Below are 15,890 nucleotides of genomic sequence, written 5' to 3' on the forward strand. Positions count from 1 at the left end.
CAGAAAGCGTACCGGCCCCCACTGTCAGGGCCTCAGCGCTCGAACCGGTACCCCATGCCGGGCTCGGTGATGAAGTGCCGGGGGTGCGAGGGGTCGGCCTCCAGCTTCCGGCGCAGCTGGGCCATGTAGACCCTCAGGTAGTTGGTCTCGGTGCCGTACGACGGCCCCCAGACCTCCTGGAGCAGCTGTTTCTGGCTGACGAGCCGGCCGCCGTTGCGGACCAGGACCTCCAGCAGGTGCCATTCGGTGGGCGTCAGGCGGACGTCCCGCCCCTCGCGCTGGACCTTCTTGGCCGCGAGGTCGACCGTGAAGCCCGCCGTCTCGACGACGACCGTGCCGTCGTCGGCGCCGCCGACCGGTTCGGCCCGGCGCACGGCGGCGCGCAGGCGGGCCAGCAGCTCGTCCATGCCGAACGGCTTGGTGACGTAGTCGTCGGCGCCGGCGTCCAGGGCCTCGACCTTCTCGTCGGAGGTCTGGCGGGCGGAGAGCACCAGGATCGGTACCCGGGTCCAGCCGCGCAGCCCCCTGATCACGTCGACGCCGTCCATGTCGGGCAGGCCCAGGTCGAGGATGACGACGTCGGGGTGGCGCCCGGCGGCGAGCTCCAGCGCGGTCGCGCCGTCGGGCGCCGCGTCGACCTCGTACTTGCGCGCCTTCAGGTTGATCACGAGGGCGCGTACGATCTGCGGCTCGTCGTCGACCACGAGCACCCGCGTCATGAGGGGCCTGCTTTCTCCAGCGAGGGGACGTGAGGTGGGGCGGCGGCCGCGGTGGCGGCCGCCCGGAGGGTGAGGACCATCGTCAGGCCGCCGCCGGGCGTGTCCTCGGCCGTGATGGTGCCGCCCATGGCCTCCACGAACCCGCGGGCGACGGCGAGCCCGAGGCCCACTCCGGCGCCGCGCGGGGCGTCGCCGTAGCGCTGGAAGGGGGCGAAGATCCGGTCCTTGGCCTCGTCGGGCACCCCGCTGCCCCGGTCGACGACCCGCAGCTCGACGCGGTCGGCCATGGCGCTGGCCGACACGAGGACGGGCGCTGCCGAGGCGCTGTGCTTGACAGCGTTCTCGACGACGTTGGCGACGGCCCGTTCGAGCAGGCCCTTGTCGACCTCGACCATGGGCAGGCTCTCGGGGATGTCCAGCTCGGCGCTGCCGTCCGGTACGCCGCCGAGCGCCATGGGGACGACCTCGTCGAGGTCGATGGCGCGGATCAGCGGGGTCACGGTGCCGGTCTGTAGGCGGGACATGTCGAGGAGGTTGCCGACCAGGTGGTCGAGCCGGTCGGCGCCCGCCTCGATGCCTTCGAGGAGCTCGGCGCGGTCCTCCTCGGACCACTCGACGTCGTCGGACCGCAGCGACGACACGGCGGCCTTGATGCCGGCGAGCGGGGTGCGCAGGTCGTGGCTGACGGCCGCGAGGAGCGACGTACGGATCTTGTTGCCCTCGGCGAGCTTGCGGGCCTCCTCGGCCTCGCCGACCAGGCGCTGGCGGTCCAGGACGACGGCGGCCTGGGCGGCGAAGGCGCCCAGCACGCGGCGGTCCTCGGCGGGCAGGACGCGGCCGGACAGGGCGAGCGCCATGTGGTCGCCGACGGGCATGTCGACGTCGGCGTCCTCGGGCCGGGCGACGGGGCTGGGTCCGACGCTGCCCGCTCGGGTCCACGGTTCGACGTCGTTCTCGCGCTCCAGGAGGGCCACCGACTCCATGGAGAACGTCTCGCGGACGCGTTCGAGCAGGGCGTCGAGGGCGGTCTCGCCGCGCAGCACGCTGCCGGCCAGGAAGGACAGCACCTCGGACTCGGCCCTCAGCCGGGCGGCCTGGTGGGTGCGCCGGGCGGCCAGGTCGACGACGGAGGCGACGGAGACGGCGACGCCGAAGAAGACGGCGATCGCGACGATGTTCCTGGGGTCGGCGATGGTGAACCGGTACAGGGGCGGGGCGAAGAACCAGTTGAGCAGCAGGGAGCCGAAGGCGGCGGACGCGAGGGACGGGGCCAGGCCGCCGAGCAGCGCGGACGCCACGGTCAGCGACAGGAACAGCAGCATGTCGTTGGCGAGGCCGGGGTCCGCCTCGATGTGGGTGAGCACCAGGGCGAGCAGGGCGGGGCCGCCGACGCCGGTCGCCCAGCCCCAGATGATCCTGGAGCGGCCGAGGCGGGCGCCGCGGGCGACGGGCAGGCCCCGGCCGCGGGCGACCTCCTCGTGGGTGACGATGTGGACGTCGAGGTCGGGTCCGGAGTCGCGGGCGACGGTGGCGCCGACGCCGGGGCCGAAGACGTACTGCCAGGCCTTGCGGCGGCTGGAGCCGAGCACGATCTGGGTGGCGTTGACCCCGCGCGCGAACTCCAGCAGCGCGGAGGGGACGTCGTCGCCTATGACGTGGTGGAAGGAGCCGCCGAGGTCCTCGACGAGGGTGCGCTGGACGGCCAGTTCCTTGGGGGACGCGGATGTGAGGCCGTCGCTGCGGGCGATGTAGACGGCGAGGATCTCGCTGCCGGAGCCCTTGGCCGCCATCCGGGAGGCGCGGCGGATCAGGGTGCGGCCCTCGGGCCCGCCGGTGAGTCCGACGACGATGCGTTCGCGGGCCTGCCAGGTGGTGCGGATGTTGTGCTCGCCGCGGTACTGCTGGAGGTATTCGTCGACGCGGTCGGCGGTCCACAGCAGGGCGAGCTCGCGCAGGGCGGTGAGGTTGCCGGGGCGGAAGTAGTTGGACAGGGCCGCGTCGACCTTGTCGGGCTGGTAGATGTTGCCGTGGGCCATGCGGCGGCGCAGCGCCTGGGGCGACATGTCGACCAGTTCGATCTGGTCGGCGCGGCGCACGACCTCGTCGGGGACGGTCTCCTGCTGCCGTACGCCGGTTATGGACTCGACGACGTCGCCGAGCGACTCCAGGTGCTGGATGTTGACGGTGGAGATGACGTCGATCCCGGCGGCCAGCAGTTCCTCGACGTCCTGCCAGCGTTTGGCGTTGCGCGAGCCGGGGACGTTGGTGTGGGCCAGCTCGTCCACGAGCGCGACGGCGGGCCGCCGCTCCAGCACCGCGTCCACGTCCATCTCGGCGAAGACGGTGCCGCGGTGGGGAAGCTCCTGGCGCGGTATTCGTTCGAGGCCGTGGAGCAGCACTTCGGTGCGGGGCCGCTCGTGGTGCTCGACGACGGCGATGGCGCAGTCGGTGCCGCGCTCGACACGGCGGTGCGCCTCGGAGAGCATCGCGTACGTCTTGCCGACGCCCGGTGCCGCACCGAGGTAGATCCGAAGCTTGCCGCGTCCCATGGCCCCATTGTCGTGCTCGTGTGGTCGTCTGCTGGTGCGTAGACCTTACGACCGGTGGCTGCGGCAAACCGGACACGGGGGTCGGTTCCCGGGCGTCTTGACGGGATTCTGATGGGCGCGCGCACGGACGGTGCGGTGGGCCGCACCCTTCGTACCCGGACGGCGCGGTGGGCCGCACCCTTCGCACCCGGACAGCGCGGTGGGCCGCACCCCCTCGTACCGGGTGCGGCCCACCGTCGTCGGGTCCTGCGCTCAGCGGACCTCGGTGATCTCCGGGCCCCGCTGGAGCTGGCCCATGCCGCCCGAGAAGCGCGAGGACTCCTGGTCCTCCTGCTGGACGCCCTCGGGCACCATCTGCGCGTCGTCGGGCAGCTTCAGGACGATCGGGTCGCGCGGGGCCATCGGGCCCTCGCCGCGTACGACGACGGTGTCGCGGAAGATCTGCTCCAGCAGCCCCGCGGCCTCCGGCTGCACCGCGCCCTGCCCGGAGATGACCCCGCGCAGGAACCACCGGGGGCCGTCCACGCCGACGAACCGCACCAGCTGGACGCCACCGGTGCCGTCCGGCAGCTTCACCGGCACCTGGGCGCGCAGCTCCCACCCGAGCGGGCCCTCGACCTCGTCGATGACGCCGCCCTGCTGGGTGATGCCGGAGGCGATCTCCTCGCGGACCTCGCCCCAGATGCCCTCTTTCTTCGGGGCGGCGAACGCCTGCAGCTGGATGGCGCTGTCGCGCAGCACCACCGTCGCCGCGACGATCGCGTCGCCCGCGACCTCCACGCGCAGTTCCATGCCCTCGACCCCGGGCACGAACATGCCGCCCAGGTCGACCCGGCCCTCTTCCGGCCTGGGGGCCTCGGAGACGTCCCAGGGGCCGTCGGGCCGCGGCGCCGGCGGAAGGTTCACCCGGCGCGGCTCGCTGTCCGCCGCGTCGTCAGTGCCGACCTCGTCGACGACCTGCTCGGCCTCGCCCGCTGCGTCGGCAGCGGCTCCGCTCTTCTTGCGACGTCCGAACACGTCACTGTCCTTCCCGGTCGGATACGACCGAAGCGTATCGATTCCCACCCGTCCAGCCCTCCGTGGCGGCATGACCGCCGGTGGACCCGAAGCCCCCCTCGGCCCGCGCCGAGCCGGGAAGCTCCGCCACCTCGTGGAAGCGGACCTTCTCGACCTGCTGAACGACCAGTTGGGCGATCCGGTCGAACCGTTCGAACCGGACGCTCTCGCGCGGGTCCAGGTTGACCACGATCACCTTGATCTCCCCACGGTACCCGGCATCCACCGTCCCCGGGGCATTCACCAGGGCCACTCCGCAACGAGCTGCGAGCCCCGAACGCGGGTGCACGAAGGCCGCGTACCCGTCGGGCAGGGCGATGGACACCCCGGTGGGCAGGACCGCGCGCTCGCCGGGGGCCAGCTCGGCGGCCTCGGTGGTGACGAGATCGGCGCCCGCGTCGCCCGGGTGCCCGTACGACGGAATCGGCACCTCCGGGTCCACGCGGCGGATCAGGACGTCGACGGGGTTACGCATCAGGGGTTCACCTCGAAGGCGCGGGCGCGCCGGACCTGGTCGGGGTCGGCCATCGCCGCGCGGATCTCGTCCGGGCGGCCGTTGTCGATGAAGTGGTCGACCTTCACCTCGATGAAGAGGGCCTCGGCGCGGACCGCCACGGCCCCCTCGGGGCCGCCGATCCGGCCCGTGGCCCTGGAGTAGATCTTGCGGCCGTGCACGGCGGTGATCTCGGCCTCCAGGTGCAGCACCGTGCCGACGGGCACCGGGCGCACGTAGTCGGTCTCCAGCCGGCCGGTCACCGCGATGACCCGCAGCAGCCAGTTCAGCGAGCCGAGCGTCTCGTCGAGCGCGGTGGCGAGGACGCCGCCGTGGGCCAGGCCGGGGGCGCCCTGGTGGTCGATCGTGACCGTGAACTCGGCGGTCACCGTGACGCCCTCACCGGCCCGTGCCGCCAGGTGCAGCCCGTGGGGCTGACCGCCGCCGCACCCGAAGCAGTGCTCGTAGTGGGCGCCCAGGAGCTCGCCCGGGGCGGGCGCGTCGGGGTGCCGTACCGGCGGTATGGCGTCGGCGGGAGGCGTCAGTGCAGTGCTCACAGCGGGAGACCTTACCCGCGCGGTGGGCCACCGGTCGCGCCGTGCCAAGCTTGGGTGTATGCAGCCTTCCGCAGCGGCTTCCGACCCGGCCCCGGCCACGGCCTTGGCCCCGCAGTACGACGAACGACTCACCGCTCCCCGCTCCTGGTGGCTGATGGCCGCCCTGGTGGGGGTGTCGGGCGCTCTGATCATGCTGCCGCTGGGCACGCTGCCCATGCTGGGCGGGCTGATCCTCGCGGGCGCGCTGGCGGCGATGGCCGTGAGTTCGTACGGCTCGGCCCGGATCCGGGTGGTGGCGGGCTCGCTGGTCGCGGGCGACGCCCGGATCCCGGTGTCGGCGCTCGGTGAGCCCGAGGTGCTGGACGCCGAGGAGGCGCGCGCCTGGCGCACGCACAAGGCGGACACGCGCGCGTTCATGCTGCTGCGCGGCTACGTCCCGGAGGCGGTACGCGTCGAGGTCGTCGACCCGGCCGATCCGACGCCCTACCTGTACCTGTCCAGCCGTGACCCGAAGGCCCTGGCGGCGGCGCTGACGGCCGTCCGGGGGCGGGAGCAGGCGTAGGGGCGGGCACAGGGCGCGCAGCCGGTCGGGGCGGCGCTAGAAGCCGATCTCCTTGGGGTTCTCCGGCTGCTCCAGCGGCGGCAGCCGGTCCAGCGCGTCCCAGGGGACCTGGCGGCTGCGGAGGTCCTGGCGGATGCGCTCGGCGAGCTTCTTGGTGTCGCGCCGGTTCATGACGGCACCGACCGCGGCCCCGACCATGAACGGCATCAGGTTCGGCAGGTTGCGCATCATGCGCTTCATGATCTGCTGGCGCAGTTCGCGCTTCATCCGGCCGCCGAAGGCGGCGTTGACGGTGGCGGGCTTGGTGACGTCGATGCCCCGCTCCTCCGTCCAGGAGGTCAGGTACGCCGTCGCGCGCTCCTTGAGGTTGCCGGGCGGTCGCTGTCCGTAGACCTCGTGGAGCTCGGCGATGAGCTTCAGCTCGATCGCCGCCACGCCCGTGATCTCGGCGGCCATCTCGGCCGGCATCGCGGGCGGTACGGGGAGCATGGCGGCCGCGCCGACGCCGGCGCCCACGGTGGAGGTGGCGTTGGCCGCGCCCGCGATGAGCTTGTCCGCGAGCTGTTCGGGGGTCAGGCCCGGGAACTGCCGCCGCAGGGTGGCGAGGTCCCGGACGGGAACGCGGGGCGCGTTCTCGATGAGCCGGTCGGCGAGGTGGGCGATGCCCGCCCTGGCGCCCTCGCGGCTCTTGAGTACGCCACGCCTGACGGCGTCGAGGCGCCGTTCCGCGGCGGGCGTGCCGTACGTCGTGGTCCGGTCGGCCGGCGCCCCCGCCCTTCCGGCTGCCTCGAGCGAGGCCGAGGGGCCCCGCTCGTCGTCACGCGCGCCGGGGGAGGGCAGGAGGACGGAGGGCTCGGCGGGCGCGTGCTGGGCGCCTGGTGCCGGACCTGTGCCGCCCTGGTACGCCTCCGGCTTCCTACGGAGCCGGAAGCGTCGCTTCCGAGACGGGGTGTCGCCTGCCACGGCCGACGGACCTCAGTCGCAGTCTCGGCAGATCGGCTGGCCGTTCTTCTCGCGGGCCAGCTGGCTGCGGTGGTGGACCAGGAAGCAGCTCATGCAGGTGAACTCGTCCGCCTGCTTGGGCAGCACCCGGACGGCCAGCTCCTCGTTCGAGAGGTCCGCGCCGGGCAGCTCCAGCCCCTCGGCGGCCTCGAACTCGTCGACGTCGACGGTCGAGGTCGACTTGTCGTTGCGCCGGGCCTTCAGCTCTTCAAGGCTGTCCGAGTCGACGTCGTCGTCGGTCTTGCGTGGGGTGTCGTAATCCGTTGCCATGTCGCTCTCCCCCTCTGGGTGGTTGCGGTGTCTCCAGCGCACGTAACGCGTGAGAGGCCGGACTTGTGCCCGACCTGAGGCGGAGATTTTGCCTCACATCAAGGTCTGTTACTCAATCGACACCCAACCGGACCCCTCGAGAGTGATCGGGTTTGGATGGCGAACGGGACCGTACACGGTCCGGAGGCCGCGCCTCATCGGCGCCACCCCGTGTACTTCCCGTCATTCGACCCCCTGGAAACCCGGACTTTTCCTGGTTTTCCGGGGGAATTCTTGATCACGGAGAGTAGATGGCCGGAACGGGTCCCTTGTGATCGATCACACACGGCCCTCCCGTGATGGGGTCACGAAAATTCCGCGTAAAGCGAACACGTTGGACGGCTCGACCGGCGTGTCACACCGGAAGCGTGACACGCATGACGAGGCCGCCGCCCTCGCGGGGCTCCGCGATGATACGGCCCCCGTGAGCCCGCGCGACCGACCGGGCGATCGACAGGCCCAGCCCGACGCCCTTGTCGCTGCCGGTGCGCTCCTGTCGCAGCCGCCGGAAGGGCTCGAAGAGGTTGTCGATCTCGTACGCCGGGACCACGGGGCCCGTGTTCGACACCACCAGCACCGCCTGCCCCGGCTGCGTCCCGGTGGTGACCTCCACCCACCCGTCGTCCACGTTGTAGCGCACGGCGTTCTGCACCAGGTTCAGGGCGATACGTTCCAGCAGGACGCCGTTGCCCTGGACGGTGGCGGGGGCGCGCTCGCCACGGATCTCCACGCCCTTCGCCTCGGCCTCGGACCTGGTCTGGTCGATGGCGCGCGAGGCGACCTCCGCCAGGTCCACCGGCTTGCGCTCCACGACCTCGTTGTCGCTCCGGGCCAGCAGCAGCAGGCCCTCCACGAGCTGCTCGCTGCGCTCGTTGGTGGCCAGCAGCGTCTTGCCGAGCTGGTGCAGCTCCACGGGCGCCCCGGGGTCCGACAGGTGCACCTCCAGCAGCGTGCGGTTGATCGCCAGCGGCGTCCGCAGCTCGTGCGAGGCGTTGGCGACGAACCGCTGCTGCGCGGTGAACGCCCGGTCGAGCCGGTCGAGCATGTCGTCGAAGGTGTCGGCGAGCTCCTTGAGCTCGTCGTCCGGGCCGTCCAGCTCGATCCGGCGGGACAGGTCGGTGCCCGCCACGTTGCGGGCGGTACGGGTGATCCGGCCCAGCGGCGACAGGACGCGGCCCGCCATGGCGTAACCGAACGCGAAGGCGATGACGCTCAGGCCCAGCAGGGCGAACAGCGACCGCCGCAGCAGGTCGTCCAGGGCGTGCTGGCGCTGTTCGTTGGCGCAGGAGTTCATCGCCCGGTTGAACTCGTCGGGTCCGGCCTCGTCCGGGAAGTTGCAGACGTTGCTCGTCACCTGGCCATTGACGATCTTGAACGGGAGCTCGCTGCCGATGTGCAGGGCCTGGGCGGCGAGCAGGTAGATGATCGACAGCAGCAGGATGCCGGCGATCAGGAACATCCCGCCGTACAGCAGCGTGAGCCGTATGCGGATCGTCGGCCGCAGCCAGGGGCGCACGGGGTCCCGGGGGTCCCAGGTCGGCTTCGGGGGCGCCTGTGGTGGCGCGGGTGTCGTGGCCACGGTCAGATCCGGTAACCGGAGCCCGGCACGGTGACGATCACCGGCGGCTCGCCGAGCTTGCGCCGCAGGGTCATCACCGTGACCCGCACGACGTTGGTGAACGGGTCGGTGTTCTCGTCCCAGGCCTTCTCCAGCAACTGCTCGGCCGAGACGACCGCGCCCTCGCTGCGCATCAGGACCTCCAGGACCGCGAATTCCTTCGGCGCCAGCTGGATCTCCTTGCCGTCCCGGAACACCTCGCGCCGGTTCGGGTCGAGCTTGATCCCGGCCCGCTCCAGGACGGGCGGCAGCGGCACCGTCGTCCGCCGGCCCAGTGCCCGGACCCGGGCGGTGAGCTCGCTGAACGCGAAGGGCTTGGGCAGGTAGTCGTCGGCGCCGATCTCCAGGCCCTCCACGCGGTCGCTGACGTCACCGGAGGCGGTGAGCATCAGGACGCGGGTCGGCATGCCCAGGTCGACGATCTTGCGGCAGACGTCGTCCCCGTGGACCAGCGGCAGGTCCCGGTCGAGGACGACCACGTCGTAGTCGTTGACCCCGATGCGCTCCAGGGCTGCCGCCCCGTCGTACACGACGTCGACGGCCATGGCCTCCCGGCGCAATCCGGTGGCCACCGCATCGGCGAGCAGCTGCTCGTCCTCGACGACGAGTACGCGCACGGCGCTGTTCCTTCCTCCGAGCCCGGTTCCGGGCAGGTCGTCCGCACTGACTGTGCGTGTCCATCCTGCCCCGTACGCGCGTAAACCGGCTGTAAGGCGACCTGCGGGAGGCCGGACCCTCCTGGAGCGGTCCGGGAATCAACCGAATTCCCGGATGAGTTGAGGTTTCCGTGCGGAGGCCTCTGGGGAGGACGACTGCACACCCGAGATCACGCCCCGTATGTGGCGCGCCACAAATCGCTCTGCCCCAGAGGTGCAGTGCGTGATCGACCCACCACCCTCGGCACACCCCCGTGCCACCGACCCATGACGAGGGGGCGCACGATGGACGCTTTCACCGCAGGACTGCTGCAGCGCATAAGGGCCACGGAGACCGACCTCACGAGGGCTCGCGAGACGGGAGACGACTTCCTGGCCGACGTCGAGCAGGCCGAGCTCGACGACCTGCACCGCCTCGCGGCGGAACACGGCGTGGAGATCGAGGTCACCACCGCGACCGCCTGAGAGCGCACGCCTGAGAGGCGAACGGCGCGCGGGCCCCGGCCGTCCTTCCCCTTCGGGACGCCGGGGCCTTTCGCTGCCCGGTTCCGGTGCCCGGGTTCGGGTGCCCGGGGGCCGGTCAGTCGTGCCAGGCGCCGAACTCCTCCAGGAGCGTCTGGAGCGGGGCGAAGACGCCCGGGGACGCCGCCACCGTCAGTTCGCCGGAGGGCCGGGCACCGGGGCGTCCGCCGGTGCGGGCCCCGGCTTCACGGGCGATCAGGTCGCCGGCCGCCAGGTCCCACGGGCTGAGCCCCCGCTCGTAGTACCCGTCGAGGCGGCCCGCGGCCACGTCGCACAGGTCGATCGCGGCGGAGCCGCCGCGCCGGATGTCCCGCAGCCGGGGGATCAGGCGCTGCGCCACGTCGGCCTGGTGGGCGCGGACCGCGGCCACGTAGTTGAAGCCCGTGGATACCAGGGCCTGGTCCAGCGGCGGGGCGGGCCGGCAGCGGACGGGCCGGTCGTTCAGGAAGGCGCCGCCGCCGAGCACCGCGCGGAACGTCTCGCCGCGCATCGGGGCCTCGACCACGCCCACCACGGTCTCGCCGCCCCGCTCGGCGGCGATGGAGACCGCCCAGGTCGGCAGGCCGTACAGGTAGTTCACGGTGCCGTCCAGGGGGTCGACGACCCAGCGGACGCCGCTGGTGCCCTCCGTGGCGGCCCCCTCCTCGCCGAGGAGCCCGTCGTGGGGGCGGTGCTCGGCGAGGAAGGCGGTGATCAGCTTCTCGGCGGCGATGTCCATCTCGGTGACGACGTCGATGGGGCTCGACTTCGTCGCCGCGACGCCCAGGTCGGCCGGGCGGCCGTCCCGCAGGAGCGCGCCGGCCCGGCGCCCGGCCTCCAGGGCCAGGTCCAGGAGTTCGGTCAGGAGCGGGTCACGCGGGTCGGTCACGGCGTCTCCTCACGCGTACGGGCTGTCGGCGCCGGCCGCGGCGGGGCGCTCCGCGCGGGCCGGGCAGCAGCCGATGGGGCACAGGTCGTGCGACGGGCCGAGGGCGCCCAGCGCGCACCGCTCCACGGCCGTCCCCCGCTCGGCGGCCGCCCGCTCCAGGACCAGGTCCCGGACGGCGGCGGCGAAGCGCGGGTCGTCACCCACGGTGGCCGACCTGCGCACGGGCAGGCCCAGCTCGGCGGCCTTGGCGGTGGCCTCCGTGTCCAGGTCGTACAGGACCTCCATGTGGTCGGAGACGAACCCGATCGGGACCATGACGACCGCCGGTGCGCCCGCGCCGTGCAGGGCCTCCAGGTGGTCGCAGATGTCGGGCTCCAGCCACGGGATGTGCGGGGCGCCGCTGCGGGACTGGTAGACCAGCTCCCAGGGGTGCTCGACGCCCGTCTCGTCCCGGACGGCGTCGGCGACCAGCCGGGCGACCTCCAGGTGCTCCCTGACGTACGCGCCGCCCTCGCCGTGCTCGCCGGCCGGGCCCGAGGTGTCGGCGGCGGAGGTCGGGATGGAGTGCGTGGTGAAGGCCAGGTGCGCGCCCGCGCGGACGGACTCGTCGAGCTGGGCCAGCGACTCCAGGACGCCGTCGACCATGGGCCGCACGAACCCGGCGTGGTTGAAGTAGTGCCGCAGCTTGTCGACCCGGGGCAGCGGCAGCCCCTCCGCCTCCAGCGCGGCCAGGGCGTCCGCCAGGTTCTCGCGGTACTGGCGGCAGCCGGAGTACGAGGCGTAGGCGCTGGTGGCGAGGACGGCGATGCGGCGGCGGCCGTCGGTGACCATCTCCCGCAGGGTGTCGGTGAGGTACGGCGCCCAGTTCCGGTTTCCCCAGTACACGGGCAGGTCCAGGCCCGAGTCCGCGAAGTCCTTGCGCAGCGCGGCGAGCAGCGCGCGGTTCTGGTCGTTGATCGGGCTGACGCCGCCGAAGAGGAAGTAGTGCTGCCCCACTTCCTTCAGGCGTTCCTTGGGGATGCCCCTTCCCCGGGTCACGTTCTCCAGGAAGGGGACCACGTCGTCGGGGCCCTCGGGCCCGCCGAAGGAGAGCAGCAGCAGCGCGTCGTACGGGGCGGGATCGCGCTGATCGGACACGGGGTCGGCCATGGCATCGGACATGGGATCGATCCTGCCACCAGGGTCGGACAGCCGGGAAACCGCCGTGCACCGTCACCCTTTCGGACGTAACCTGTGAAGGCTGCCCATACGCCTTACGCCACGCGGACGCCCTACGCCGCGCGCCCTGTGCCTCACCTGCCGGAGTACCCCTTGCCCAGTCCCTACCGCGCGATCTTCTCCGCCCCCGGAACGGTGGGGTTCTCCGCAGCCGGCTTCATCGGCCGGATGCCGCTGGCCATGATGGGCATCGGCATCGTCACGATGATCTCCCAGCTCACCGGGCGCTACGGCCTGGCCGGCGCGCTCTCCGCGACGCTCGCCGTGTCGGCCGCCGTGCTCGGCCCGCAGGTCTCGCGGCTGGTCGACCGGTACGGGCAGCGGCGGGTGCTGCGCCCGGCCACGCTGATCACGGTGGCGGCCGTGGCGGGGCTGCTGGTGTGCGCGAAGCTGGAGCTGCCCGAGTGGACGCTGTTTGTGTTCTCGGCGTGCGCCGGCAGCGTCCCCAGCATCGGCGCGATGACCCGGGCCCGGTGGGCGACGATCTACCGGGGCGCGCCGCGTGAGCTGCACACCGCGTACTCGTTCGAGTCGATCGTCGACGAGGTGTGCTTCATCTTCGGCCCGATCGTCTCCATCGGACTGTCGACCGTGTGGTTCCCGGAGGCGGGCCCGCTGCTGGCCGCCGTGTTCCTGGCGGCGGGTGTCTGGTGGCTGACGGCGCAGCGGGCCACCGAGCCGAAGCCGCATCCGATCGAGCAGCACACCGGTGGTTCGGCGCTGCGCTCCCCCGGCCTGCAGGTGCTGGTGGCCGCGTTCGTCGCGACCGGCACGATCTTCGGCGCGGTGGACGTGGTGACGGTGGCGTTCGCCGAGGAGTCGGGCCACAAGGCCGCGGCCAGCCTGGTGCTGGCGGTGTACGCGCTGGGCTCGTGCCTGGCGGGCGCGGTCTTCGGCCTGCTGCACCTCAAGGGCGAGCCGTCCCGCAGGTGGGTCGTGGGCGTGTGTGCGATGGCCGTGAGTATGATCCCCCTCCAACTGGCCGGGAACCTGCCTGTCCTGGCCGTGGCGCTCTTTGTCGCGGGCCTCGCCATCGCGCCGACGATGGTGACGACCATGGCCCTCGTCGAGGCCCACGTACCGCGCACCAAACTGACCGAGGGCATGTCCTGGACGGGTACCGGGCTCGCGGTCGGCGTGGCGCTCGGCTCCTCGGCCGCCGGCTGGGTGGTCGACGCGCACGGAGCGGCCGCGGGGTACGCGGTGCCCGGCGTCGCGGGAGTGCTCGCGGCCGTGGTGGCGTTCCTGGGGTACCGCCGGCTGCGCAGGCCGGTGCCGACGCGGGAGGGGCAGGGGCAGCGTGAGCAGCGCGAGCAGGACCCGGATCAGCCGGAGCAGCAGCACGTGGCGTAACTGGGCGGGGAACGTGTCCGCCAGGCCCGTACGGGAAGCCCGTCCCGCCTCGGTGCGGGAGCTGGCGGACACGGTCCGCGGCGCCGCCGAGGAGGGCCTGCGGGTCAAGACGGTGGGGACGGGGCACTCGTTCACGTCGATAGCGGCCACCGACGGCGTACTGATCCGTCCCGACCTGCTGACCGGCATCCGGCGCGTCGACCGGCGCGGGCTGACCGTGACCGTGGAATCCGGCACCTCCCTGAAGCGGCTGAACGCGGCCCTCGCGCGGGAGGGCCTCTCGCTCACCAACATGGGCGACATCATGGAGCAGACGGTGGCGGGCGCCATCAGCACCGGCACGCACGGCACGGGGCGGGACTCGGCGTCGATCGCGGCGCAGATCAGGGAGCTGGAGCTGGTCACGGCGGACGGCCGCATCCTGACCTGCTCGGAGAAGGGGACCGACGAGGAGCGCGCCGTCTTCGCGGCGGCGCGGATCGGGCTGGGCGCGCTGGGGGTCGTCTCGGCCATCACGTTCGCCGTGGAGCCGATCTTCCTGCTCGCCGCGCGCGAGGAGCCGATGACCTTCGACCGGGTCACCGCGGAGTTCGACGCGCTGCACGCGGAGAACGAGCACTTCGAGTTCTACTGGTTCCCGCACACCGGCAACTGCAACACCAAGCGCAACAATCGCAGCGCGGGGCCCGCCGCCCCGCCCGGGCGGGTCAGCGGCTGGATCGAGGACGAGCTGCTCTCCAACGGGCTCTTCCAGGTGGTGAACTCGGTCGGCCGGGCGGTGCCCGCGGCCGTCCCCGCGATCGCCAAGCTCTCCAGCCGCGCCCTGTCCGCGCGCACGTACACGGACATCCCCTACAAGGTGTTCACCAGTCCGCGCCGCGTGCGGTTCGTGGAGATGGAGTACGCGCTCCCCCGGGAGGCCGCCGTCGGCGCGCTGCGCGAACTGAAGGCCATGGTCGACCGGTCGCCCCTGCGCGTCAGCTTCCCCGTGGAGGTCCGGACGGCACCCGCGGACGACATCACCCTCTCGACGGCGTCGGGGAGGGAGACGGCGTACATCGCGGTGCACATGTACAAGGGCACTCCCTACCGGTCGTACTTCACCGCCGCGGAGCGGATCATGACGGCCCACGGCGGGCGGCCGCACTGGGGCAAGCTGCACACGCGGGACGCCGGGTACTTCGCGGAGGTCTATCCGCGGTTCGGTGAGTTCACCGCGCTGCGTGACCGGCTGGACCCGGACCGGGTGTTCGACAACGACTACCTGCGGCGGGTCCTGGGCGCCTGACGGTCACCGCGCCGGGCCGTCGGCCGCGCCGGAGGACGGGGCCGGGGCGGGGGCGGCCGGCGGTGCGGGCGCGGAGGCCGCGGGGCCGTCCGGTTCCGAAGGCGCCGGGGCCGGCGGCGGGGTGCCGTCGCCGGTGTCCCCTTGTCCGGGGTCCGGGGTGCTCGGCGTGGGCGTGGGTGTGGGGGTGTCTCCCGGCCGTGACGGTTCGGAACGGCGCGGTTGCGGCTGCTCCTGCGGGGTCCCCTGCTGGTCCGGCCGCTGGTCCGTTCCCCGGCCCGGTCGCTGGTCCGTCCCCCGGTCCGGGTCGCCGGGCGGCGGGGTGGCGGGCTGCCGGGGGCCGGGGTCACCCCCGCGCACGACGCCGCTGATGGTCGTACCCCTGCCGCCGCTGAGGTCCTGACCGGACATCAGCTCGTACGCGGTGATGCCCGCCATGGCCACGCCGAAGACCAGGGCCGCCGCGATCGCCGAACGTTTCCAGCCACGCACCCGGGTGCCGTACGTCGTGGCCGTGCCGAACTCCCCGCCGGAGTTGGTCGGTACGGCGGCCCGGCGGGCCCTGGGCCGGGTCCCCGGCGTCGTGACGTCGCGTACCCGCTCTCCCGTGCTCCTGAGGAGCTGCTGGAGGACCGAACCGCCGCACGTGGCGATGACGCTGATGACGCCCGCGCCCAGGACCGTGCCGTACACGCCCATTTTCGAGGCCAGTTTGGCGGCCACCACGGCGGCCACCGCGCTGCCGGCGACCTGGGCGGCGTTCAGGTCGAGTCGCTTCCTCTCCTTCCGCGCCCTTTCCTCCCGCGCCCCTTTCGTCCCGGTTTTCCGCGTGTACACCTTCTCGTCCACCTCTAGCATCGGTTCACCCATCTGTCCCAGCATGCAAGGAGAGGAGACTTATGGGCGAAGCGAATAGTTCCATTTCTGTGGATTCTGTGAAGGACGCCACGTATGACGAGCGGTCAGCGCATTCAACTGCCGTACGCGGGGAGAACTTCGGCGGCGTGCCGGTCCACCCAGGTGGCCCGAATGGAGTACTGTGGCGAGCCCTGGAGCCCGATCCCTTTCGGGTGTCCGGGACCAACGGGAGGGGGCCGAAAACGGCACTCGTTCCGGCGGCGCC

16 protein-coding genes are annotated in these 15,890 nt (G+C 72.5%); 4 read left to right on the forward strand and 12 right to left on the reverse strand.

Annotated features, from left to right (window positions below; all coding sequences use genetic code 11):
- Window positions 1-32 precede the first annotated feature (32 nt).
- From EIZ62_RS07175 to EIZ62_RS07195, 5 genes are all read right to left on the reverse strand, one after another.
- A complete protein-coding gene (locus tag EIZ62_RS07175) occupies window positions 33-719 on the reverse strand; it encodes a response regulator (RefSeq protein ID WP_156691880.1) in 687 nt (228 codons plus the stop codon).
- Entirely contained in the window at window positions 716-3,268 is a 2,553-nt protein-coding gene (locus EIZ62_RS07180) for a sensor histidine kinase (RefSeq protein WP_156691881.1), read from the reverse strand. The genes EIZ62_RS07175 and EIZ62_RS07180 overlap by 4 nt, the downstream gene beginning before the upstream one ends.
- 252 nt (window positions 3,269-3,520) lie before the next feature.
- A complete protein-coding gene (locus tag EIZ62_RS07185; protein ID WP_156691882.1) occupies window positions 3,521-4,285 on the reverse strand; it encodes a DUF3710 domain-containing protein in 765 nt (254 codons plus the stop codon).
- Between the two features lies 1 nt (window position 4,286).
- The gene (gene dut / locus EIZ62_RS07190; protein ID WP_156691883.1) at window positions 4,287-4,799 is read right to left on the reverse strand and encodes a dUTP diphosphatase; all 513 of its coding nucleotides are present in this window, start codon (window positions 4,797-4,799) and stop codon (window positions 4,287-4,289) included.
- On the reverse strand, window positions 4,799-5,374 hold the full coding sequence (locus EIZ62_RS07195; protein WP_156691884.1) for a PaaI family thioesterase: 576 nt from the start codon (window positions 5,372-5,374) through the stop codon (window positions 4,799-4,801). The genes dut and EIZ62_RS07195 overlap by 1 nt, the downstream gene beginning before the upstream one ends.
- Window positions 5,375-5,432: 58 nt before the next feature.
- Here EIZ62_RS07195 and EIZ62_RS07200 point away from each other — a divergent pair, with 58 nt between their 5' ends.
- Entirely contained in the window at window positions 5,433-5,936 is a 504-nt protein-coding gene (locus tag EIZ62_RS07200; RefSeq protein ID WP_156691885.1) for a DUF3093 domain-containing protein, read from the forward strand.
- A 36-nt stretch (window positions 5,937-5,972) separates the two neighbouring features.
- Here the strand turns inward: EIZ62_RS07200 and EIZ62_RS07205 are convergent, their stop codons facing one another.
- The 4 genes from EIZ62_RS07205 to EIZ62_RS07220 form a co-directional block, all read right to left on the reverse strand.
- Window positions 5,973-6,899, reverse strand: coding sequence for a hypothetical protein (locus tag EIZ62_RS07205; protein WP_156691886.1), 927 nt, complete (start codon window positions 6,897-6,899; stop codon window positions 5,973-5,975).
- 12 nt (window positions 6,900-6,911) lie between these two features.
- Window positions 6,912-7,208, reverse strand: a complete 297-nt coding sequence (locus EIZ62_RS07210; protein WP_003955561.1) for a DUF4193 domain-containing protein — start codon at window positions 7,206-7,208, stop codon at window positions 6,912-6,914.
- A 394-nt stretch (window positions 7,209-7,602) separates the two neighbouring features.
- Window positions 7,603-8,826: a sensor histidine kinase gene (locus EIZ62_RS07215; protein WP_156691887.1), complete on the reverse strand. Its 1,224-nt coding sequence runs from the start codon at window positions 8,824-8,826 to the stop codon at window positions 7,603-7,605.
- A gap of 2 nt (window positions 8,827-8,828) precedes the next feature.
- Window positions 8,829-9,482, reverse strand: coding sequence for a response regulator transcription factor (locus EIZ62_RS07220; protein ID WP_073755389.1), 654 nt, complete (start codon window positions 9,480-9,482; stop codon window positions 8,829-8,831).
- Window positions 9,483-9,806: 324 nt separating this feature from the next.
- Here EIZ62_RS07220 and EIZ62_RS07225 point away from each other — a divergent pair, with 324 nt between their 5' ends.
- Window positions 9,807-9,986, forward strand: a complete 180-nt coding sequence (locus EIZ62_RS07225; protein ID WP_156691888.1) for a hypothetical protein — start codon at window positions 9,807-9,809, stop codon at window positions 9,984-9,986.
- Between the two features lie 115 nt (window positions 9,987-10,101).
- Here EIZ62_RS07225 and EIZ62_RS07230 read toward each other — a convergent pair whose 3' ends face one another.
- Complete coding sequence (locus EIZ62_RS07230; protein WP_156691889.1) at window positions 10,102-10,911, reverse strand: inositol monophosphatase family protein; 810 nt, start codon at window positions 10,909-10,911, stop codon at window positions 10,102-10,104.
- Between the two features lie 9 nt (window positions 10,912-10,920).
- The gene (locus EIZ62_RS07235; protein WP_156696261.1) at window positions 10,921-12,048 is read right to left on the reverse strand and encodes a ferrochelatase; all 1,128 of its coding nucleotides are present in this window, start codon (window positions 12,046-12,048) and stop codon (window positions 10,921-10,923) included.
- Between the two features lie 174 nt (window positions 12,049-12,222).
- Here EIZ62_RS07235 and EIZ62_RS07240 point away from each other — a divergent pair, with 174 nt between their 5' ends.
- Window positions 12,223-13,482, forward strand: coding sequence for an MFS transporter (locus EIZ62_RS07240; RefSeq protein WP_156691890.1), 1,260 nt, complete (start codon window positions 12,223-12,225; stop codon window positions 13,480-13,482).
- Window positions 13,430-14,770 (forward strand): D-arabinono-1,4-lactone oxidase, encoded by a 1,341-nt coding sequence (locus EIZ62_RS07245; RefSeq protein WP_156691891.1) that lies wholly within the window; start codon window positions 13,430-13,432, stop codon window positions 14,768-14,770. Before EIZ62_RS07240 ends, EIZ62_RS07245 begins: the two co-directional genes overlap by 53 nt.
- A gap of 3 nt (window positions 14,771-14,773) precedes the next feature.
- On the opposite strand, the gene EIZ62_RS07250 is transcribed toward EIZ62_RS07245, so the two are convergent.
- Entirely contained in the window at window positions 14,774-15,637 is an 864-nt protein-coding gene (locus tag EIZ62_RS07250; protein WP_244375534.1) for a hypothetical protein, read from the reverse strand.
- Window positions 15,638-15,890: the final 253 nt, after the last annotated feature.

The sequence above is a fragment of the Streptomyces ficellus genome (assembly GCF_009739905.1).
Taxonomy (GTDB): Bacteria; Actinomycetota; Actinomycetes; order Streptomycetales; family Streptomycetaceae; genus Streptomyces; species Streptomyces ficellus_A.

Coding starts and splice junctions, on each gene's coding strand:
- EIZ62_RS07175 (WP_156691880.1), bottom strand. CDS start 719: ATGACGCGGGTGCTCGTGGTCGACGACGAGCCGCAGATCGTACGCGCC.
- EIZ62_RS07180 (WP_156691881.1), bottom strand. CDS start 3,268: ATGGGACGCGGCAAGCTTCGGATCTACCTCGGTGCGGCACCGGGCGTC.
- dut (WP_156691883.1), bottom strand. CDS start 4,799: ATGCGTAACCCCGTCGACGTCCTGATCCGCCGCGTGGACCCGGAGGTG.
- EIZ62_RS07200 (WP_156691885.1), top strand. CDS start 5,433: ATGCAGCCTTCCGCAGCGGCTTCCGACCCGGCCCCGGCCACGGCCTTG.
- EIZ62_RS07210 (WP_003955561.1), bottom strand. CDS start 7,208: ATGGCAACGGATTACGACACCCCACGCAAGACCGACGACGACGTCGAC.
- EIZ62_RS07225 (WP_156691888.1), top strand. CDS start 9,807: ATGGACGCTTTCACCGCAGGACTGCTGCAGCGCATAAGGGCCACGGAG.
- EIZ62_RS07250 (WP_244375534.1), bottom strand. CDS start 15,637: ATGGGTGAACCGATGCTAGAGGTGGACGAGAAGGTGTACACGCGGAAA.